The organism is Ectobacillus sp. OTK (assembly GCF_059698935.1).
On the sequence record NZ_AP048547.1, the window covers coordinates 4,917,780 to 4,937,850 of the forward strand.

Consider the following 20,071-nt stretch of genomic DNA (forward strand, 5'->3'; position numbering starts at 1 on the left):
AAAACAAAAGCTTCCGCTTGCTTCCTCGCAGCGGAAGCTTTCATATTAGGAGGTGCAAAATGGAGGAAATACAGCGCGTTACCGCAACAGATGCAGCGCTTGCGCTCATTCAACATTTACAAAGCAAGTATGGTCCTCTGCTCTTTCATCAATCAGGAGGCTGCTGCGATGGAAGCTCGCCAATGTGCTATCCAGCCGGTGAGCTCCTAATCGGAGATCACGATATATTACTCGGCTATATTGGAAACTGCCCGTTTTATATTGCCCGCGCACAGTATGAATATTGGAAACATACGCAGCTTATTATTGATGTCGTGGATGGAAGAGGCGGGATGTTCTCGCTCGAAGGATCGGAAGGAAAACGATTTTTGACGAGGTCGCGTGTATTTACAGATCAAGAACTGCAGCAGCTATAGAAAAGCGGACACTGCCCGGTTTGTTCGGGAAGAAGGCTATTCTCTGCAAATTACTTTTGCCCAACAAGACAGGAACGCCTCCTGTCTTTTTTTTAGACAAATATGCCGATAATTCGTCTAATTTATGCCGAATTTTCGGCACGCTATGCCGAATTTTCGGCAAACGCTTTCATTTTGTGCAACACTACACATCAAAAAAGTTGGCACGGCCTTTGCTTATATAAAGGTGTAGTGCGAAAATGAAAAGGGGAGATTTGAAAATGGGTACAAATAAAACGATGAAGGCTGCAGTTGTAAATGAGTTTAAACAGCAGCTTGAAATTAAAGAGGTACCGATTCCTGAAATCGGCTATGGCGAAGTACTTGTCAAAATTAAGGCTTGCGGTGTCTGCCATACAGACCTTCATGCTGCACACGGCGATTGGCCAGTAAAACCAAAGCTTCCATTAATTCCGGGACATGAAGGTGTTGGTATTGTAGAGGAAGTAGGTCCTGGCGTAACATCCATTAAAGTGGGTGATGCAGTTGGCATTCCTTGGCTATATTCCGCTTGCGGTGAATGTGAATATTGCTTAACAGGACGCGAAACACTATGTCCGCATCAATTGAATGCTGGCTATTCCGTAGACGGCGGCTATGCTGAATATTGTAAAGCTCCTGCCAATTATATCGTCAAAATTCCGGATGGACTGAGTTTTGAAGAGGTTTCTCCAATTTTCTGCGCTGGCGTGACAACATATAAAGCATTAAAGGTGTCCGAAGCTCAGCCTGGTGATTGGGTCGCTATTTACGGCATCGGCGGCCTCGGGCACGTTGCCCTGCAATATGCAAAAGCGATGGGCTTTAATGTAATTGCTGTGGATATTCAAGATGACAAGCTTGAACTAGCCGCGCAGCTTGGTGCAGATATTACAATTAATGGTATGAAGGTAGATCCTGTCCAAGAAATTTATAAGCGTGTCGGCGGTGTCCAATCCGCTGTTAGCGTCGCTGTAACGAAACGGGCTTTTGAACAAGCTTACCGCTCTGTAAAACGCGGCGGCACCCTCGTTGTTGTTGGTCTTCCAAATGATGAACTGCCGATCCCAATTTTCGATACTGTGTTAAATGGAGTAACGGTAAAAGGCTCCATCGTCGGAACGAGAAAGGATTTGCAGGAGTCCCTTGCCTTTGCTGCACAAGGGAAAGTTCGTACAAATATTGAAGTACAGCCGCTTGATAACATCAATGAAGTATTTGAGCGCATGGAAAAAGGACAAATTAACGGGCGAATTGTTTTAACGATGGCTTAAACACTTTTAATCATTCGCATCCTCACTGCACACAAAAATGTCATTACCCCCGTGCAAACGGGGGCCTTTTTCCCGTGAAAGTCCCCTTTCATACGGGGAATACGGCTATCAAATCATACATATTAGTTTCTTATGCACCGGTATCCCCTTTTTTTTCATTCAATAAATAGCGCAGCTTCCGTATCGTAATCTGCAAGCGTTTTGCTGCTTCACTCCGGTTTCCAAGGGTATTTTGCAGCGCCTTAAGAATAAAAGCTTTCCCAATTTGGGATTCCAGCTGCTTAACCTGCGCGAGCACATCCTCAAGATGAACATCGTCTTTTTTCTGAAACATTGTTAAAACATCCTGACTCCACGTCCGTAAATAATCCTCGAGCTCATGATCTTTATGTACATCTGATTCTAGAACAGACGGCATACGTATAGAAGCCCCCTCTGTGTCCCAAAGCGGTAAATCCTCTGCTGTTATAACGGTTTGATCAGAATCAGCAAGCGCAATGGTTCTCGCAACAAAATTGGCGAGCTCCCGAATGTTGCCTGGCCAGCGATACTCTTGTAAGCGTCTCATCGCATCCTTATTAAATGACATATTTCCGCTTCCATACCTCTCTAGCATATGTTGGATCAACAGCGGAATATCCTCTTGCCGCTCACGAAGGGGAGGAATCTTTACATGAACTACATTCAATCTATAGAATAAATCCTCGCGAAAGGTTTTCTTTCGAACAGCTTCCTGTAAATTTTCGTTAGAAGCAGCAATAACTCTAGCATTTGTACGCAGCACAGCTGTACCGCCGACACGCATAAACTCCCGCGTCTCCAGTACGCGAAGCAGCTTCACCTGAATCAGATGAGAAGCCTCTGCTACCTCATCCAAAAATAGCGTTCCTTTACTGGTAAGCTCAAACAGCCCTTTTCGCTGCTGCGCCGCCCCAGTAAAAGACCCTTTCTCATGACCAAACAGCTCACTTTCAAGAAGTGATTCGGAAATTGCCCCGCAGTTCACACCAATAAAAGCCTCCTTGCTGCGCGAACTCGCTTCATGAATAAAACGGGCCAGCACTTCCTTACCTGTACCTGTCTCCCCTTCTATTAAAATGTTTACAGGCTTTTGCGCTACCTTATAAACGGTTTGAAGCAGCTGCTTCATTTTCTCACTCGTCCCAATTACAAGGCCGCTTCTTACGGCTGCCTCCTGCAAATACCGATTCACAGATTCATCGCCGCCAGCCAGCAGCTCATCTATTTGCTGCTCTAATACATCAATATCTTCAAACGGCTTCTCTAAATAATTGCTTGCCCCAAGCTTCATAGCATCAACTGCCGTTTGAATGGTGCTGTATCCTGTCATAATCACAGCCTTGCATGCCGGCTGCTGCTGCTTCAAATACTGTAACAAGGAAAGCCCGCTTACATCAGGAAGCTTAAGATCCAGTAAGGCCACGTGAAAGCGCTGTTTTTTCAAATCGAGATTGTAGAATTCCTTGCCGCTGTTTACTACTGTGACGAGATATCCCTTCGACGTAAATAAATGAGAAAGAAAAGTTCCAATTTCTTTTTCATCATCCACAATTAAAATCCGAATCAACAGTCACACCTCCGTATGATTTACAAACTGAAGAGGCAATCGCAGCGTAAACGTGCTGCCCTCATACACACGGCTGTTTACTTCAATCGTACCTCCGTGCGCCTTGGCAATGCCGATGCTAACCGATAAACCGAGACCAGTTCCCTTTCCGGCTCCCTTCGTTGTGTAAAAGGGATGGAAAATTTGCGACAGCTTACTCTCTTCAATGCCGACTCCGTTATCGCTAACCGAAATACAAACGCAATCGTCCTCCCAAAACGTTCGAATTACAATCTCCCCCGCTTGTTGTTCCCTCTCTTCGATCGCATCTCTTGCATTCAAGAGCAAATTAATAATCACCTGCTCAATTTGCGGCTGGCTTGCTTCAACGAGAGGCAGAGACTGCTCCAGTCGCTGCCTTATAACGATTCGCTGCTGCTTAAGCTGCCCCTTCAATAAATCAAGCACCTGTCCTACTGCCTCATTTAAGGAGCATGGATAGAATATATACTCATCCTGCCGCGAAAAGGTGAGCAAGCTTTTAATAATTGTTTTACAGCGACTACCGCAGCTATGGATATCCCTTAAAAGAGTAAAAGACGTATCCTGCTCTGCCGTGCTTCGAAGCAGCAGCTGAGCATTTCCAAGAATAGCTGTTAACGGGCTGTTTAGTTCATGCGCAATACCGGCTGCCATCTCCCCGATCGCTGCCAGTTTTCCAGAGTGCTGCAGCTGCATCTCAATCTTTCGTTTCTCTGTTACATCCTTGATATATGCAATAACGCCATAGACGTGCTGTTCATTATTCTGTACTGGATATGTATACATCTCACAAATAGACCCATTCGGAAAATATACCTCTATATATCCAGGCTTTTTGGATAGAAAGGTTTCTCTCAGGAGCTCCTTGTGCATATCGTGCAGCATTGGTACATCCGAACAGCCTTCAGCCTGGAAAAAACCCTTCACAGCATCATTACATTGCAGTACCTGCAATTCCTTATCAAATACAATAATCATATCGTTCACTGCTTTAAACGTATCCTCCCACTGCTGCTTGCCTCGAAGCACCTCATTGTATAGCTGGGCATTTTCGATGCTCACAGCAAGATGGTCGGTTAGCTGCTCTAAAAAAGCAAGGTCGTCTATTCTCCAGTCTGAGCTATCGCGGCGACCGATGCTTAAAATGCCAATTCTTTTCTTTTTACTATAAATCGGAAGCATTAATATCGTTCTGATACCTAGTCCAAGTAAGTACGGCTTCTCATAAAAAGAGGCCTGTTCATCAAGCAAATCTTGAAAAATAATTTGTCTCTTGTTTAATGCGGACCAATATAAGGAGTTTTCACGCGGAATAGGAGTTCCGATTTCCAGCATATAGCTGTCCTCCGGATAAACATTTGCTAAAATAAGTTGAGAATCTTGCAGCAGAAGCAGACCAAAACGTTCAAATTGAATAAGCACCCGGAGCTTCTCAATGACATTTCGCAAAATCTCCTCGGGCGACATATCAACCTTCATGCTTTTCATCACTTCACTTATAATTTCCAGCTGCATATTTTTTTTACGAAGCTGACCAACTGTTTCTTTCAGTTCTGTATAATAATTGCGCTTCGAAGATTTGACACCCGTTAAAAGAGCAATGATTTCTTGCTTGTCCTCAAGCATGCCTCTCCCTCCTAAAACGCTCGGGCTAACAAGGTTTTTGCCTGCTCTAGCGTCATATCACGCGGATTCGTGATCATGCAGGCGTCCTCGAGCGCTGTCACGCAAATGTTATGAATCATATTTTCTATAATGCCAAGCTCGCTCAGCCGCTGCGGCGTTCCAATGTCAATTGATAGCTCCTGTACAAACTGAATGGCTGCATTTCCCGCCTCTCGCTGCGTTAACGCCCGCGTATCAATTCCCATACAATCGGCAATCTGTCTAAATCGTTCCGGAGCAGCTATAAAGTTAAAATCCATCACATATGGGAGCAAAATGGCATTAATTTCACCGTGAGAAACAGGTGACATACCTCCAATCGCATGGGAAATGGCATGCGCTGCTCCTAAAATGGCATTAGAAAAAGCAAGACCAGCCTGCAGACTTGCCATCGCCATTGCTTCCTTTGCCTCTGCATTTGTTCTTGAAGCAACGGACGGACGCAGATAGGCAGATACAAGCGAGAGCGCATTTTTCGCCTGCACATCCGTCAGCGGGGTAGCCGCGATGCTCACATACGATTCAATAGCATGCGTGAGCACATCTAGGCCTGTAGATGCCGTTAATGAGCTGTCTTTTGTTATTAATGTATACGGATCTACAATCGCGATATCGGGAACTAGTGTTTTTGAAATAATTGTCATCTTTTTCTTACGCTGGGAATCTGTGATAACCGAAAACTGTGAAACTTCGGAACCAGATCCTGCTGTTGTCGCAATCATGACCATAGGCGGAAGCGGCTTTTCAATTTTGTCGACCCCCTCATAGTCACGAATCGTACCTCCATTTGCTGCCAGCACAGCAATAGCCTTCGCTGCATCTAAAGCACTCCCGCCTCCAACGCCAATGACCGCATCACACTCGTTTTCAGTAAATGAGGCACAGCCTTTCATAACATCCGTGTCCCTCGGGTTTGTCGTAATATCCATAAACGTCGCAAATGGCAAACCAGCTTGTCTGCAGCAGGTCATTACCGTCTCCAGCCAACCGGCCTGCGCAACTCCTAAATCGCTGACAATGAACACCTTTTTTGCTCCCAGACGCATACAAGCATCTGCTGCCTGCTGAATCGTGTTGTTGCCAAAGATAATTTCCGGTGCTACAAATTTGCTAATATGCATTGTTATCACCTATAAAAAGATTGATAGTATTAGAATTATGTGAAAATGTGTAAATTCCTGTTTGTTTTTGGAGAATTTCTTATAAAAAAGCGAAAGAACTGTTACTATGTAAAATGCAGTAGATTATGAGGAGCTTTCTGAAAACACTACAATTTCATTATAATATATTGATGAGAATGAATTTCCTTTTCATAAATATTGCTCTCATCCCTCTTACATTGTCCATTTTTTTGTAAAACCCCATAATAAGGTATATCGCTCTTTCATGCCTTCTAATGTATACTTGATATATCATTTCTCGAAATACATAGTCAGTCATTCCTCTGCCTATCCAAATTGCATGTCTTGTATCTGGATACATTATTTACACGGGATATAATTGTGTGTGCTTCATAAAGTAGGATAAAATAAGATAAGATAAATTTTTCTTAATAAAAGGATAGAATAAATGAGAAGTTTTACAGTAACACTCGTCCTAATAATCGTATATGCTCTCGCACTTCCTTTCGTATCCTACGCTAACTCAGAGCAACAAATCGCTGCCCGACATGGTATTTTGGATGCTCGTTCTCTAGATTTGTCGCAAACCATTCTTTCTCTTAATGGCGAATGGGAATTCTATTGGAAAAGATTAGAGTATCCAAAGCATCTTCACAGCAATAACCGTGCGATAATTGAAGTGCCATCCGTATGGGCCGACGCAAGCTATACTGGCTCGCAAACATTAAGTAATGAAGGATATGGGACATATCGTCTCCGCATTGTCCTCTCTGAACAAAACAAGTCAAAGCCATTGTCTTTATATATACCATCTATCTCTTCAGCTTATAAGCTTTGGGTAAACGGCAAACTAGCTGCATCTAATGGAGTTGTTGGTATAAGTAAAGAAAACATGAGGCCTAAATCTTATGCAAAGATTGTAACGTTTCAACCAAAGACAAATGAAATTGAGCTGATCCTGCAGGTATCCAATTTTACACAGCGAAGGGGCGGAATGTGGAAAAGCATTCAAATCGGCAGCGATTCCCTTATTCTTCAAGCAAGGGAACACTCGATTTTAAAAGATGTGTTCCTCGCAAGCAGTCTTTTAGTACTGGGCTCATTTCAGCTTATTATTTATTTGTTTCATAGAAAAAATCCGCTATCTCTATTTTTAGGGTGCTTTTGTTTACTGATGACCTTGCGTACCCTATTAGTCGGGGATCGATTGCTCATCTACTGGATTCCTTCTATCCCATGGGAATTCAGCGTAAAGTTAGAATACTTAACAGTCTATATCGGATGCCCCTTGTTATTTATCTTTGTTACCTATTTATATCCTGAAGAATCGAACCGATTTATTGTTAAGGCCTTTTCAGTTATTTGTATATTTTTTAGTCTTACCACCTTACTCCCTGCCATTTATTTCACAAAGTGGCTGTTTCTATTTCAAATTTGTTTGATCCCAATCTTGCTGTATATCATATATATAATCATCTGTGCGGCCATTCGAAAAAGAGTCGGAGCATTCATAAATTGTGTCATGCTCGTCATTACAATCGCTTCTATTTTGAATGATATTTTCTATTATCATTTTTTCCCGACCGGTACAGATGCTACACCGCTCGGATCATTTATCGCTTTATTTGTGCAGTCGCTGATTATTGCGCAAAAGTCATCCTATGCCCTTGCAAATGTAGAACGTCTGTCTGCGGAGCTGCTGCAGGTAAACCAATCCCTAGAAGGGAGAATTGCACAGCGTACGATGGAACTAAAGGATATGAATGAAGAATTACAGCGAACAAACGAGGCGCTGCAAACACTCGAACAAACGAGGCAGCAGCTCTTCTCTACTATCGCGCATGAACTGGGAACACCTATGCAGTCGATTCAAGGATATGTACAATTGATACAAGAAGGCTTACCGCCAAAGGAACAGGAAAAATATCTGCAAATTGTTTATGAAAAAACAAGACTTCTGAATCGACTCTCTACTGACTTACTAGATTTAGCAAAAATGGAGGAAAATCAAATTCAATTTCATTTTGAACAAGTGGAAATGAAAGAATTGCTTTCATATTTTGGCCAACGATCTAAAGTAGAAATCGAACGCAGCGGTCTGCGCTGTGAGCAGACCGCTCTCACTCATGTTCCTGCAGGCCATAAGCTTTTTCTACAAGTCGATTTCATCCGGTTAGAGCAAGCATTTTCCAACCTGCTGCAAAACGCCATTCGTCATACGCCTGAAGGAGGTAAAATCTCCTTGCATAGCGAAGTATACTGCCATACCTCTTCAAATAACGAAGAGCAGTGGGAGATTCAGATTTTATTTTGCGACACAGGCTCAGGTATTGAGCCCGAACTGCTTCCACATCTGTTCAAACGTTTTGTAAAAGGAAAACGGACATCCTCGAAAACAGGAACAGGTCTTGGTTTGGCCATTTGTCAGCAAATTATAAAACATCACGGCGGTATGATTTCTGTCAGCAGCGAGTTGGGAAAGGGAAGTCAATTTACCATTACCTTACCAGCGTTTTTACGAAAAGAGAGGAAGAGCAATGAATAGAAAAATTTTAATAGTTGAAGATGATTCTGAAATATTGGACTTGCTTATAATTGCTTTACAGAAACAAGGATATGGTGTTCTCGGCTGCCAAAGCGGCATGGACGCGCTTCGTCAATTCGAGCAAAATCCGCCTGATCTTGTTTTGCTGGATATACAACTTCCAGATATGGACGGGTTTCAAATTTGCAAATATATTCGCAGCATATCCAATGTCCCAATTATTTTTATTAGTTGTTTACGTGACGGGAGTGATGTGATTCACGGTCTTGAATTAGGAGCAGATGATTACGTTACAAAGCCATTTGATCTATACCAGCTATTTGCAAGAATTAAAGCAAACCTGCGTCGTGCTCCTATATTTAATCGCGAAACATTTCCGGCTGTTTCCCTGACTGCACAAACTCATTTGCAGCAGTCAAACTCAGAAAATCAAAGATTGCATTTTGGCGATCTAGAGATTGACTTAATGTATCAACGAGCAGTGGTACGAGGCAGCACGTTACCCCTATCTTGCAAGGAGTTTTCCATTTTAAGCTTGCTTGCCCAAAAAGCTAACACGATTATAAGCGAGGATGAACTATATCACTGGATTTGGGGAGCAGAGAGCAATGGGGATACACGCACCTTAAGGGTACATATTAGTAACCTGCGAAAAAAGCTGGAGGCGTATCCTCATTTACCTTCTTACATTCGGAATATTCGTGGACAAGGCTATCAATTTGTTTGGGAAAGCTAAACTTTTAAAGAAAACTCGCCGATTGGCGAAGACAGAGGCGTAGTTGCACTTATACTTTATTCCTGAAATTTCCCATTACGTCGAATTTGCTTCTAGCTGGAAATTTATACTTTCTTAAAGTGGAACATATGAAAAGAGCACAAAAGCAGCTAAGACAGTGCTTCCGTGCTCTTTTTAATTTAATCATGACACAACGTATTTTTCTTCCGCTAGAATTTTTGCTGCAATCTCACGCTTTTTGGCGATCACGTTAATCGGCAAATGGCGCGTCAGCTTACGAAGCGCAGACAGCATCATGCGCAGCGTATCACCTTGCTCAACTGCGATGAGAGTCTCTTTCGCATGCGCTTCAATTTCGTGAAATGCCTCCTGACAAAATACTTGTGTATACAAAAGCTTTTGCCTGTTCTTTTCAAGGCCAGTATTTCGAATCGCTTTTTCCGTACGAAGCAGGACGGATTCCATCGCGTACACATTGCTCACAATATCAGCAATATTTGCAAGCACCTCCTGCTCCTGGTCAAGCGATTTTCCGTATTTTTGCACCGCAAGACCTGCAGCCAGCATCCCAATTTTCTTTGCGTTTCGCACAAGATACTGCTCTTGTGCAAGCGGCTCATCGCCTGGCTCCTCTGGCATCAGCATCATTAATTCCTCCTGAATAAGCTGCGCCTTTTGGAATAACGGCAGCTCGCCCTTCATCGCTTTGCGAAGCAGCGTGCCTGGCACAAGCAGGCGGTTAATCTCATTCGTCCCTTCGAAAATACGATTAATGCGGGAATCGCGGTACATTCTTTCAATCTCATATTCTGCCATAAATCCATAACCGCCGTGAATTTGCACACCTTCATCTACAACATAATCCAATACTTCTGAGCAGAAAAATTTATTTAAGGAGCACTCTATTGCATATTCCGCAACAGAAGCTGCCACTGCTTTACCATTCTTTATTTCTTCATCCGTTAACTGACTCGTACGTGCCTCAAACAAACCAACCGTACGGTACACGGAACTTTCCGCCGCATAAATTTTCGTCGCCATACTCGCAAGCTTTTCCTGAATAAGCGGAAAACGGGCAATCGGCTGCTTAAATTGCTGACGCTGATTCGCATATTGCGCAGAAATCTCCAGACCGCGTTTAGAAGAACCGACAACGCCGACGCCAAGCTTATAGCGTCCGATGTTTAAAATATTAAATGCAATTACGTGACCTCTGCCGATTTCACCCAGCACGTTTTCCTTTGGTACAAGCGCATCCTGCAAAATTAACGTACGGGTAGATGAGCTTTTAATTCCCATCTTTTTTTCCTCCGGACCCGTCGATACACCAGGGAATTCACGTTCAATGATAAATGCTGTAAAATGCTCGCCATCAACCTTCGCATAGACAATAAATACATCAGCAAACGCAGAGTTCGTAATCCACTGCTTCTCCCCGTTTAACACATAATGTGTGCCGTTTTCATTTAATTTGGCAACAGTTTTCGCACCGAGCGCATCAGAACCCGAGCCTGGTTCTGTCAATGCGTAAGCCGCAAGCTTTTCACCCATGGCCAGGGATGGAAGATACTTCTGTTTTTGTTCTTCATTGCCGAACAACACAATAGGAAGTGAGCCAATCCCAACATGGGCGCCATGTGAAATCCCGAATCCGCCCGCACGTGCAAATTTCTCTGCGATTAATGCGGAACTGATTTTATCAAGACCGATGCCGCCATACTCCTCGGGCACATCGGCCCCAAGCAGCCCAAGTTCTCCCGCTTGCCTTAAGAGCTTAACAGAGCGCTCAAACTCGTGATCCTCTAAATATTCTAATTCCGGCAGTACTTCATTTACAATAAAATCCTCTGTAGTTTTTGCAATTAATTTATGTTCATCCGTATAGTCCTCCGGTGTAAATACTTGATCAACTGTAATCGTATCAAGCAGAAAGCTGCCTCCTTTGACTGCGCTCCCAACTGTTTTTTTCGTCATTTCCGCTTCCTCCCAGTCTATCAAACTAATTCAAATACGCCTGCAGCGCCCATACCCCCGCCGATGCACATCGTAACAACGCCAAATTGCTCACCGCGCCGCTTCATTTCATGAATTAATGATAATGTGAGTTTCGTACCTGTACAGCCGAGCGGATGCCCCAATGCAATCGCTCCTCCATTTACATTTACCCTCTCTTCATCTAAGCCGAGCTCGCGAATGACCCCAATGGCTTGTGAGGCAAATGCTTCATTTAGCTCAAACAAGCCAATATCTGAGATACTTAGGCCAGCCAGCTTCAACGCCTTTGGAATAGCAGCAATCGGACCAATCCCCATTACTTCTGGAGGAACACCTGCCACTGCGAAGGAGCGGAATTTTGCAATTGGCTGCAAGCCTTCTCCTTGTGCTTTTTCACGATCCATTAATAGTACAGCCGCTGCGCCATCGCTCATTTGCGAAGCGTTACCTGCTGTGACAGAGCCTCGTACATGGAATGCCGGCTTTAATTTGCTAAGTACTTCAGTGGTCGTTTCTGCGCGTACTCCCTCGTCTTGGGAAAGCACGAAGGCTTTTTCACACATTCGATTGTTATCATCTACAGAACGCACCGTGACGTGAACCGGAACGATTTCATCGTCAAACCTGCCCTCCTGCAGCGCCTTTGCTGCGCGCTGATGACTGCGAACTGCAAAAGCATCCTGGTCACTGCGGCTAATTCCGTATTTTACAGCGACCTGCTCCGCTGTATGCCCCATACCCATATAATATTCAGGCGCAGCTTCAACTAGACGAAGGTTCGGACGAACAACATGCCCCATCATAGGAACGAGACTCATGGATTCCGCACCGCCCGCAAGCACTGTACTCGAATGCCCAAGCATAATACGCTCTGCTCCAAAAGCGATAGACTGCAAGCCTGAGGAACAGTAGCGGTTAATTGTAATAGCCGGAACCGTATATGGAAGACCAGCCAAAGCACCAATATTGCGTGCCATATTCATGCCCTGCTCTGCTTCAGGCATCGCGCATCCGAAAATAAGATCATCAATTTCACCCTCATAATTCCCTGCGCGCTTCAAAGTCTCCTTTACGGCTAACGCTCCTAAATCGTCCGGGCGCACGCTCGCAAGCGACCCCTTCTTTGCTTTTCCGACAGGTGTTCTTGCTCCTGCAACAATCACGGCTTCTCTCAATGTTTTCCCCTCCTTAATTACGCAGCGGCTTTCCTTTTACAAGCATATGCTGCATTCTTTCCTGCGATTTCATTTCTTTTATGAGGCTGATAAATGTTTCTCGCTCTAAATCCAGCAGGTATTGTTCATCGACCTCTGTTCCGTACGGCACTCTTCCGCCTGCAATAACGTATGCCAGCTTTTTCGCGATGAATAAATCATAGTCAGAGATATGACCGGATAAATACATCGCCTGCGCCCCTAATAACAGCGTCCCGTATCCCGTTTCCCCGATGACCGGAACCTTTTTACGTATAGGCGCCTTGTAGCCAGCTTCATATAAGGCAAGAACCTTTTGTTTTGCATCATATAACAAATGGTCGCCATTTACACTCACAGCATCTTTAACACCAAGGAAATTTGTTCCAAACGCCTCCTGTGCAGAGGCAGATACCTTCGCTAACGCAACCGTTTCAAATACCTTGTTCGCTACCTTCTGTAAATCGATCTCAACACCTTGTGGAATTTGGTTAAGGTGCTTGATATACAACTCCTTGCTGCCGCCGCCGCCTGGAATTAAGCCGACTCCAACCTCGACAAGCCCGATATAAGTCTCGCTCGACGCTTGGATACTGGCAGCAGGTAAGCAAACCTCAGCACCGCCTCCGAGTGTCATACCGTAAGGCGCTGCAACTACAGGCTTTTGGCTGTATTTGATTTTCATCATCGCGGCTTGAAATTGCTTTACAACCCAATCGATCTCAAAATAATTATCATCCTGCGCCTCCATTAACATCATCGCGAGATTCGCGCCGACGCAGAAGTTTTTCGATTGGTTTCCAATGACAAGCCCTTTATAATTGCGGGCGGCCTCATCAACGGCAAAATGAATCATCTGAATAATATCCATACCAATGGCGTTATTAGGAGAGTGGAATTCGAGACAAAGCACACCATCCCCTATATCAATTAAGCTCCCGCCGCTGTTTTTTTTCAGAACGCCTCTTTGTTCCTTGACTTGCCGCAGGCTAATCGCTTTCTTATTTTGCTCTAACAACTTGTATCCGCCGTTATCGTAATAATATACAAAACCGTTGTCGCGTTTATAAAATGTTTCGAAGCCGTTCTCCAGCATCTCCTGTACCCATACTGGAACGGTTAATCCGTTCTCTCTCATCTTCTCAACTGATTTGCGGACACCGATTGCATCCCACGTTTCAAATGGACCCATTTCCCAGCCAAAGCCCCATTTCATTGCATGATCAATCGCAACGATGTTGTCAGCAATTTCTTTATTCAGCTTTGCCGCATAAAGGAGTGTTGGAGTCAAAATACTCCATAGCAATGTCCCAGCACGGTCACCTGCATAAACAAGAGCTTTTAATTTGTTAGGCAGCCCCTTTTCTTGTTTGCTTGCTTCTATAGAAGGCGCTTGCAGCTTTTTGCAGGCTTCATATTGCAGGGTGTCCGGGTTCAGCTCTAAAATTTCTTTTCCTTGCTTAATAAAAAATCCTTTACCTGTCTTGCTTCCGAGCCATTTATGTTCAATCATCACATGAAGAAATGTCGGAATCTTGAATACGTCCTTCTCCTCTTCCTCAACATTTTCATAGACGTTGTTCGCAACATGAACGAACGTATCAAGCCCAACAACATCAAGCGTACGAAATGTCGCACTTTTCGGACGGCCAATAAGCGGTCCTGTTACAGAATCCACTTCACTAAAGGTATATCCATGCCGCAGCGCCTCTCGCAGCGTTACAAGCAATCCATAGGTGCCGATACGATTTGCAATAAAGTTTGGTGTATCCCTTGCCTCTACTACACCTTTTCCGAGCACATCTTCTCCAAATCTCTTCATAAAGGCTAGCACCTCGGGAGACGTAGACCTGGTCGGGATTACCTCAAGCAGCTTCAAATAACGCGGCGGATTAAAAAAATGCGTGCCCAAAAAGTGCTTGCGGAAATCCTCAGACCGTCCCTCTGCCATTTGTTCTACAGAGATACCGGATGTATTGGAACTCACAATGCTTCCTTTCTTACGCACGCGATCAACCCGTTCAAAAACTTGTTTTTTTATGGCTAAATTCTCGATAACTACCTCAATAATCCAATCCGCATTCCCTAAAAGCTCCATATCATCTTCTAGATTGCCGACCGTAATAAGCGCAGCATTTTCCTTTGCAGTGAGGGGAGCTGGCTTTTGTTTAAACAGCTTTTGCACAGCATTACTGCTAAAGCGGTTACGAACTTGCTTACAATCAAGCGTCAAGCCCTTTGCCTCTTCTTCCTTTGTAAGCGTTTTCGGAACAATGTCCAATAACACTGTCGGAATTCCGATGTTAGCCAAATGGGCAGCTATACCTGATCCCATTACACCAGAGCCAATGACAGCTGCTTTTTGAATTTGAAACATTCTCCTCTCCTCCTCATACTTTGAATGAATACTCATTCAGTTTTTCTGCAAAAATTTTTAAATGTGATGAATGAGTTCTCTATCTACAAATATACATCGTTTTCAAAATTCTGGCAATACCTTTAGCATGTTTTCCATGTAATATCGATTCTCTCCATCGTCTACATAGTCTATAAGCTTGTGGACATACTACATACTGCAAACGGAGGTGGTAACAATGACAAAGATGCAAGGAAATCCTTCCAAGGGCGGTGTGAGCGCAGCAAGCGTAAGGGGCAATGCAGGTCCTCATAATAATGGGAAGGAAAAAGGAAGACACAGCACCAACCAACAATACGGAAAGCAAAATATGGGTGATAAATAAGATTTTGGGATACAAATAAAGGTAGGAAACGTGGCATAATGAAGGATAGGCCATCTCCTGCCTTTTTGTTTTTTATTCTGTTTGTAAGAGGGATCTCAATGAAGAAAAAAATTATCATTACCACCGCAGTTCTAACCGTCACATTTTTACTGTTTTTCGCATTTCGCCACGAACCTGAAACAAAGGTTCATGCAAACCAGCCGGATATTTATGCTAAGTCAGGAATTGCGATTGATGCAAACACAGGTAAAATTCTGTACGGAAAAAACGAACATACTGCTGCACAGCCTGGAAGTCTTGTGAAGCTGATGACCTCGCTTCTTCTGCTGGAACAAATGCGGCCAGAGGATGAAGTAACAATTACGCAGCATGCACTAAATACAGAGCAGGGTACGAAAAAAATAAAGCTCCAAGCGGGAGAAACGCTAAAGCGCGATGAAGCGTTACGTCTGATGCTTGTGATTAGTGTGGATCCTGTCGCGGAATCTGTCGCGGAACAGCTTGCCGGCTCTAAGGAGAAGTTTGTTGCTCTTATGAACAAGCGGGCCAAGGAGCTGGGCATTAAGAATCCATCCTTTAAAAATGCAAGTGGTATAGAAGCATGGGGACAGCATATGTCAGCATATGATTTAGCTTTAATTGCCAAAGAACTCCTTAAGCATCCAGAAGCAGCAGAGGCGATGCACACCGTCACAACACCTATTCATACCTCTTTGCAAAATACAAAAATTACAAACTATGGCCGCAAGGATCTATTTCATGATCCATATGTCATTGCCAGCAAAAGCGGGCGTACTGACATTGGCGGCTACACTCTGGCTGCCGTTTATGAAAAAGACGGAAAGAGGGTTATTAGTATTGTATTGAGCTGTGATGAAGATCATCTGTACAAGGATGCCTCTATCATAGCGCGTTACTCCCTGTGAAAAACTCGCTAATCGGCGAGGACAAAGACGTAGCTGTCCTAATACTTTATACTTAAAATTTCCTGCTGCGTCTAATTATGAACTCATTGCATAATCACAACATAAAGACCATAAGTTTTTAAAAAAATAGACCCTTAAAGAAATCCTCGATTACACTCGATTTCTTTAAGGGTCCATTGCATAACCTTCATATACTCCTGCTTCTACTTCTTAAGAATACCCTTTAACACAAATATGACATTTGCCGGACGTTCAGCAAGACGCCGCATAAAATACCCATACCAATCCGTTCCATAAGGCACGTATACACGCATCGTATATCCCTCCATCGCGAGCTCAAGCTGCCGTTCTGGCCGAATGCCGTACAGCATTTGAAATTCAAACTGATTCAGAGGAATCTGGTGTTCCTGCACAAGCTGCTTCGTATACTCAATGATCACATCGTCATGCGTAGCAACAGCCGTATAATTTCCGTTTAATAGATGAAGTTTAATAATCTTTCGAAAGTTATCATCTACATCCTTTTTATCGGGAAATGCTACATTCGCAGCTTCCTTATAGGCTCCTTTTACTAACCGCAAATTCGGTCTGTATACATGTAAATCCTCAATATCCTTTTGAGAACGATACAAATAAGCTTGAATCACAGTTCCAACATTGTCATATTCTTCTCGCAGCCTTTTTAAAATATCAATCGTTTTTTGGCAGCGGGAATAGTCCTCCATATCTATCGTTACAAATACTCCATTTTCCTTAGCAACATTTAAAATACGGCACATATGATTCATCACAAGCTCATCCGATATATCCAGTCCCATTGATGTCAATTTCAAGGAAAGCTGAGAATTTAGCCCTTCACGGCCAATTATTCGAATAGCTTCAATAGACTGCTTCGCCATTTCATTTACCTCGCGCTCATTCTCTACGAACTCTCCTAAATAATCAATTGTTACAGCAAGCTTCTTTTGATTTAACTCCCTTATAACGGCTATCGCCTGCTCGATCGTTTCCCCTGCAACAAACCGAGATGCACCAAAGCGCAGGCCATATCGCTTCGCAAACTTTGTAAGTGTTCTATTTTTTGATAAAAATAAAAAGGAATCCCGCAGCAATCGCTCCATGCCCTCCACTCCTATGATAAGCCTTTGTACCTTACTTTATTTATATTGTTTTCTAAAAATGATTTGACAGAAATATAAGGATAGAATGAGGAAACGAATAGAAAATTCAAAAGCGGGAAAAAGACAGCAGATTATAAAAGTAAGGGAGTTTCTAGAAGATGATTCTACTAACAACACCGCTGCTTCAAGGAAGAAACGGTTTTGCATAAAGAAAACCCGCTGATTACGGGCCTTTAGGCGAAGACAGAGGCATAATTGCACTGATACTTTATTCTTAAAATTTCCTACTACGTTGAATTAGCTTCTAGCTGAAAATTTATATCCTCTTAAAGTATAAACAATTTTCTTATTTCTTTTCCCGGTGTACCTCATTCAGCTGCTTAATCTCTGCAATGAGCTTCATCATCTCTTGCTTCGCATCTGGATATGTATCATTCCAATGCTTAGCAAGTGCTGGCATCGTTTTTGCAATATATGAATATAGCGCCCACATTTGCACCTTTTTCTTTAATTCTCCGTCGCTTTGACCAAGCAGCAGCTCCGTGTACTTCTCAAGCAATCCATCAAACTGCTCTTCAAATATCTTCGTCATCCCTATTTTCCCCTTTCCTTACATGCTGCTTCTATTATAAGAAACCTTTGTTGCTGTTACAAACTTCCAACGGAGGAACAGCATACTATAAATATTTAGGCATGGCTAATGCTATGCAATATGTAAAAAAAGCCCTAAACGTTGAACTCCACCTCCAATTGTTAGACACAGCTGACAATTGGAGGTGCAGTTTTTTACAGCTTCGACTGTACAGACTGCAGCTTCTTCTCCATCGAACTCTCTTTATCGCGACGATCATCAATACGGATGTTCGTTGCTACGCGGCCGACCCCCTTCGTAAACGGCACCTCATGCATTTGCTGAATTACATCAAATAGCACAGATAATTCTCCTTCAATAATTGTATTCATCGGTGTAAGTCTGTATTTGACACGCTCTTTATTTTTTTCTAATACCTTCTGAATGTCGGCTACATACTCACTCACACTCGTTGTCGGTGTTCCAATCGGAATAATCGTAATATCAACAATTGCCATGCTGCAAAGCCTCCTATGTATATACTCTCTTTATTCTAACAGATTTTCTCTCCTTATTATTGTACAACATACAACGCTGGAACGCATTTTTGCTATACCCGAGAAAAGCGAAAGCTCACCATTATACTAAGCAGCGACACGCCAATCAAAATACAGCCAACCATTTGCATATGAAAGGCTGTAATATCGCGGCCAAAAATAAAGCCAAGTAATGCAGAAGATACAATGGCTCCCATATAGCGTGAGGTTTGGAACAATCCAGACGATACACCAACCTCTTCTTTAGGAGCGGCGCGAAGCATAGCTGTTTGCAGGCTTACATTATTGAAGCCGTAGCCCATACCCATGATGGAAAGCACCGGGATCACCCACTGCCACGGAATGACTGTAAACGTAAAGGCCAATAGCAATGCGCCGACAAGCATGAGTGATGAACCTAGCAATAGCGGCGGCATGACCCCTGCACGGTCTATCCATTTTCCCGTAAGCGGTGACACAATAATACCAAAACCAGAAATAAATAGCATGAGCAGCCCTGTCGTTTCAATGTTCAGCCCCATCTCATCCTGGAAGTAGGTAGGCAGCCCAAACAACAGGGCATAATTATATACATTCAGCATAATAAATAGAAGATTGACCTTCGTCAAAGCTGGATGCTTTCGAAACATATGCAGGTCAATAAACGGCTGCTCCGCACGCAGTTCGTAACGAATAAATGCAAGCAAAAGCACCATTCCAACTGCCCCTGAAGTATATTGTACACTTGTTTTTAGTGATAGCAGAAATGAAAGCAGAAGCAGAAGCGCTGATGCAAATAGTACAATACCAGGTACATCCAAATGCAAAAGCAAAGCACGAAGCTGATGCGGTCCCCTTGTATCATCCTTGGGAAATACCATCCAAGCGAGAAAAAGGCTGATGAAGAGGAACGGCAAATTGATTGTAAAAATCGCAGACCATCCCCCCGATAGGATTGCAAAGCTGCCAATTGTCGGACCAAGTGCAACTGTAACAGATGAAAAGATGGAGATAAGAGATAAAGCAAATGCCTGATTTCTTTGAATATGCTTCCGCACAAGACCCATTCCGGACGGATAAATTGCACTCGTACCGACGGCCTGCAAGACACGCAGGAGCACCAGCACTGAGAAGGCTGTTATAAAGGGAGCAGTCAAAGCTGCCACTGCTGCAATCAGCAAACCAGCCAAAAACACCTTCTTTCTTCCAAGCGCATCACCAATCTTGCCCATTACCGGCTGTCCAATAGCACTCGCTATATAAAATGAAGAAATCACCCAGGATGCGGTTGTAAATGAGATGTGGAATGCATGCTGAATCGGATGCAGTGCCATAGAAATCATTGAAGAGTTAAGCGGATTTAATAGCGTCCCAGACGAAACAGCAAACAAAAAGAGCATACGTTTTTTTCTTGAGTGATCTATCGCTTGTTCATCATTCCCATGTTGTTTTGCAGAAACAGATCCTATACTAGGCATGCACATCCCCCTTTTCCCTTTAGTGTTACCTGTTCTATGAGGATGTTGTATGGAATTCATCCAGGAAAAGGATACCAGCTAGTCATACTTGTCTCTAAACCTTCATAAACTCTTTAAAATTCCCTT

The 20,071-nt window shown here is 43.4% G+C and carries 16 protein-coding genes; 6 read left to right on the forward strand and 10 right to left on the reverse strand.

Annotation, left to right across the window (positions count from 1 at the left end; genetic code table 11):
* Positions 1 to 59 precede the first annotated feature (59 nt).
* Positions 60 to 416, forward strand: coding sequence for a DUF779 domain-containing protein (locus AC6HZ4_RS24470; RefSeq protein WP_497492453.1), 357 nt, complete (start codon positions 60 to 62; stop codon positions 414 to 416).
* Positions 417 to 694: 278 nt separating this feature from the next.
* Positions 695 to 1,708 carry an alcohol dehydrogenase AdhP gene (adhP, locus tag AC6HZ4_RS24475; protein WP_497495833.1) on the forward strand — a complete coding sequence of 338 codons (1,014 nt, stop codon included), beginning with the start codon at positions 695 to 697 and terminating at the stop codon, positions 1,706 to 1,708.
* A gap of 130 nt (positions 1,709 to 1,838) precedes the next feature.
* On the opposite strand, the gene AC6HZ4_RS24480 is transcribed toward adhP, so the two are convergent.
* The 3 genes from AC6HZ4_RS24480 to AC6HZ4_RS24490 are packed head-to-tail and all read right to left on the reverse strand — an operon-like array spanning position 1,839 to position 6,103.
* Positions 1,839 to 3,296, reverse strand: a complete 1,458-nt coding sequence (locus AC6HZ4_RS24480) for a sigma-54-dependent transcriptional regulator (RefSeq protein WP_497492455.1) — start codon at positions 3,294 to 3,296, stop codon at positions 1,839 to 1,841.
* Between the two features lie 3 nt (positions 3,297 to 3,299).
* Positions 3,300 to 4,943, reverse strand: coding sequence for a PAS domain-containing sensor histidine kinase (locus AC6HZ4_RS24485; RefSeq protein ID WP_497492457.1), 1,644 nt, complete (start codon positions 4,941 to 4,943; stop codon positions 3,300 to 3,302).
* An 11-nt stretch (positions 4,944 to 4,954) separates the two neighbouring features.
* Positions 4,955 to 6,103: an iron-containing alcohol dehydrogenase gene (locus AC6HZ4_RS24490; protein WP_497492459.1), complete on the reverse strand. Its 1,149-nt coding sequence runs from the start codon at positions 6,101 to 6,103 to the stop codon at positions 4,955 to 4,957.
* A gap of 448 nt (positions 6,104 to 6,551) precedes the next feature.
* Between AC6HZ4_RS24490 and AC6HZ4_RS24495 the strand changes: the two genes are divergently transcribed.
* The gene (locus AC6HZ4_RS24495) at positions 6,552 to 8,648 is read left to right on the forward strand and encodes a sensor histidine kinase (protein ID WP_497492461.1); all 2,097 of its coding nucleotides are present in this window, start codon (positions 6,552 to 6,554) and stop codon (positions 8,646 to 8,648) included.
* Entirely contained in the window at positions 8,641 to 9,384 is a 744-nt protein-coding gene (locus AC6HZ4_RS24500) for a response regulator transcription factor (protein WP_497492463.1), read from the forward strand. Before AC6HZ4_RS24495 ends, AC6HZ4_RS24500 begins: the two co-directional genes overlap by 8 nt.
* Positions 9,385 to 9,567: 183 nt before the next feature.
* On the opposite strand, the gene AC6HZ4_RS24505 is transcribed toward AC6HZ4_RS24500, so the two are convergent.
* From AC6HZ4_RS24505 to AC6HZ4_RS24515, 3 genes are read right to left on the reverse strand one after another with little or no spacing between them, the layout of a single operon-like run.
* Positions 9,568 to 11,358, reverse strand: coding sequence for an acyl-CoA dehydrogenase FadE (locus tag AC6HZ4_RS24505; RefSeq protein ID WP_497492465.1), 1,791 nt, complete (start codon positions 11,356 to 11,358; stop codon positions 9,568 to 9,570).
* 20 nt (positions 11,359 to 11,378) lie between these two features.
* Positions 11,379 to 12,554 (reverse strand): acetyl-CoA C-acetyltransferase, encoded by a 1,176-nt coding sequence (locus tag AC6HZ4_RS24510; RefSeq protein ID WP_497492467.1) that lies wholly within the window; start codon positions 12,552 to 12,554, stop codon positions 11,379 to 11,381.
* Between the two features lie 13 nt (positions 12,555 to 12,567).
* Positions 12,568 to 14,949 (reverse strand): 3-hydroxyacyl-CoA dehydrogenase/enoyl-CoA hydratase family protein, encoded by a 2,382-nt coding sequence (locus AC6HZ4_RS24515; protein WP_497492469.1) that lies wholly within the window; start codon positions 14,947 to 14,949, stop codon positions 12,568 to 12,570.
* 217 nt (positions 14,950 to 15,166) lie between these two features.
* Between AC6HZ4_RS24515 and AC6HZ4_RS24520 the strand changes: the two genes are divergently transcribed.
* Together AC6HZ4_RS24520 and AC6HZ4_RS24525 are read left to right on the forward strand one after the other, a co-directional pair.
* On the forward strand, positions 15,167 to 15,313 hold the full coding sequence (locus AC6HZ4_RS24520) for a YuzL family protein (protein ID WP_497492471.1): 147 nt from the start codon (positions 15,167 to 15,169) through the stop codon (positions 15,311 to 15,313).
* A 98-nt stretch (positions 15,314 to 15,411) separates the two neighbouring features.
* Positions 15,412 to 16,239, forward strand: a complete 828-nt coding sequence (locus AC6HZ4_RS24525; protein WP_497492473.1) for a D-alanyl-D-alanine carboxypeptidase family protein — start codon at positions 15,412 to 15,414, stop codon at positions 16,237 to 16,239.
* Positions 16,240 to 16,442: 203 nt separating this feature from the next.
* Here the strand turns inward: AC6HZ4_RS24525 and AC6HZ4_RS24530 are convergent, their stop codons facing one another.
* From AC6HZ4_RS24530 to AC6HZ4_RS24545, 4 genes are all read right to left on the reverse strand, one after another.
* A complete protein-coding gene (locus AC6HZ4_RS24530) occupies positions 16,443 to 17,360 on the reverse strand; it encodes a proline dehydrogenase family protein (RefSeq protein WP_497492475.1) in 918 nt (305 codons plus the stop codon).
* Between the two features lie 346 nt (positions 17,361 to 17,706).
* Positions 17,707 to 17,952, reverse strand: coding sequence for a YusU family protein (locus tag AC6HZ4_RS24535; RefSeq protein WP_497492476.1), 246 nt, complete (start codon positions 17,950 to 17,952; stop codon positions 17,707 to 17,709).
* Between the two features lie 194 nt (positions 17,953 to 18,146).
* Complete coding sequence (locus tag AC6HZ4_RS24540; protein ID WP_497492477.1) at positions 18,147 to 18,449, reverse strand: MTH1187 family thiamine-binding protein; 303 nt, start codon at positions 18,447 to 18,449, stop codon at positions 18,147 to 18,149.
* 92 nt (positions 18,450 to 18,541) lie between these two features.
* A complete protein-coding gene (locus AC6HZ4_RS24545; protein ID WP_497495834.1) occupies positions 18,542 to 19,891 on the reverse strand; it encodes an MFS transporter in 1,350 nt (449 codons plus the stop codon).
* Between the last annotated feature and the right edge of the window lie 180 nt (positions 19,892 to 20,071).

Bases quoted from the DNA above. Each gene is read 5' to 3' on its own strand.
- AC6HZ4_RS24535 (WP_497492476.1), bottom strand. From the start codon at position 17,952: ATGACGAAGATATTTGAAGAGCAGTTTGATGGATTGCTTGAGAAGTAC.
- AC6HZ4_RS24530 (WP_497492475.1), bottom strand. From the start codon at position 17,360: ATGGAGCGATTGCTGCGGGATTCCTTTTTATTTTTATCAAAAAATAGA.
- AC6HZ4_RS24540 (WP_497492477.1), bottom strand. From the start codon at position 18,449: ATGGCAATTGTTGATATTACGATTATTCCGATTGGAACACCGACAACG.
- AC6HZ4_RS24525 (WP_497492473.1), top strand. From the start codon at position 15,412: ATGAAGAAAAAAATTATCATTACCACCGCAGTTCTAACCGTCACATTT.
- AC6HZ4_RS24520 (WP_497492471.1), top strand. From the start codon at position 15,167: ATGACAAAGATGCAAGGAAATCCTTCCAAGGGCGGTGTGAGCGCAGCA.
- AC6HZ4_RS24505 (WP_497492465.1), bottom strand. From the start codon at position 11,358: ATGACGAAAAAAACAGTTGGGAGCGCAGTCAAAGGAGGCAGCTTTCTG.
- AC6HZ4_RS24485 (WP_497492457.1), bottom strand. From the start codon at position 4,943: ATGCTTGAGGACAAGCAAGAAATCATTGCTCTTTTAACGGGTGTCAAA.
- AC6HZ4_RS24470 (WP_497492453.1), top strand. From the start codon at position 60: ATGGAGGAAATACAGCGCGTTACCGCAACAGATGCAGCGCTTGCGCTC.
- AC6HZ4_RS24500 (WP_497492463.1), top strand. From the start codon at position 8,641: ATGAATAGAAAAATTTTAATAGTTGAAGATGATTCTGAAATATTGGAC.
- AC6HZ4_RS24495 (WP_497492461.1), top strand. From the start codon at position 6,552: ATGAGAAGTTTTACAGTAACACTCGTCCTAATAATCGTATATGCTCTC.
- adhP (WP_497495833.1), top strand. From the start codon at position 695: ATGAAGGCTGCAGTTGTAAATGAGTTTAAACAGCAGCTTGAAATTAAA.
- AC6HZ4_RS24515 (WP_497492469.1), bottom strand. From the start codon at position 14,949: ATGTTTCAAATTCAAAAAGCAGCTGTCATTGGCTCTGGTGTAATGGGA.
- AC6HZ4_RS24490 (WP_497492459.1), bottom strand. From the start codon at position 6,103: ATGCATATTAGCAAATTTGTAGCACCGGAAATTATCTTTGGCAACAAC.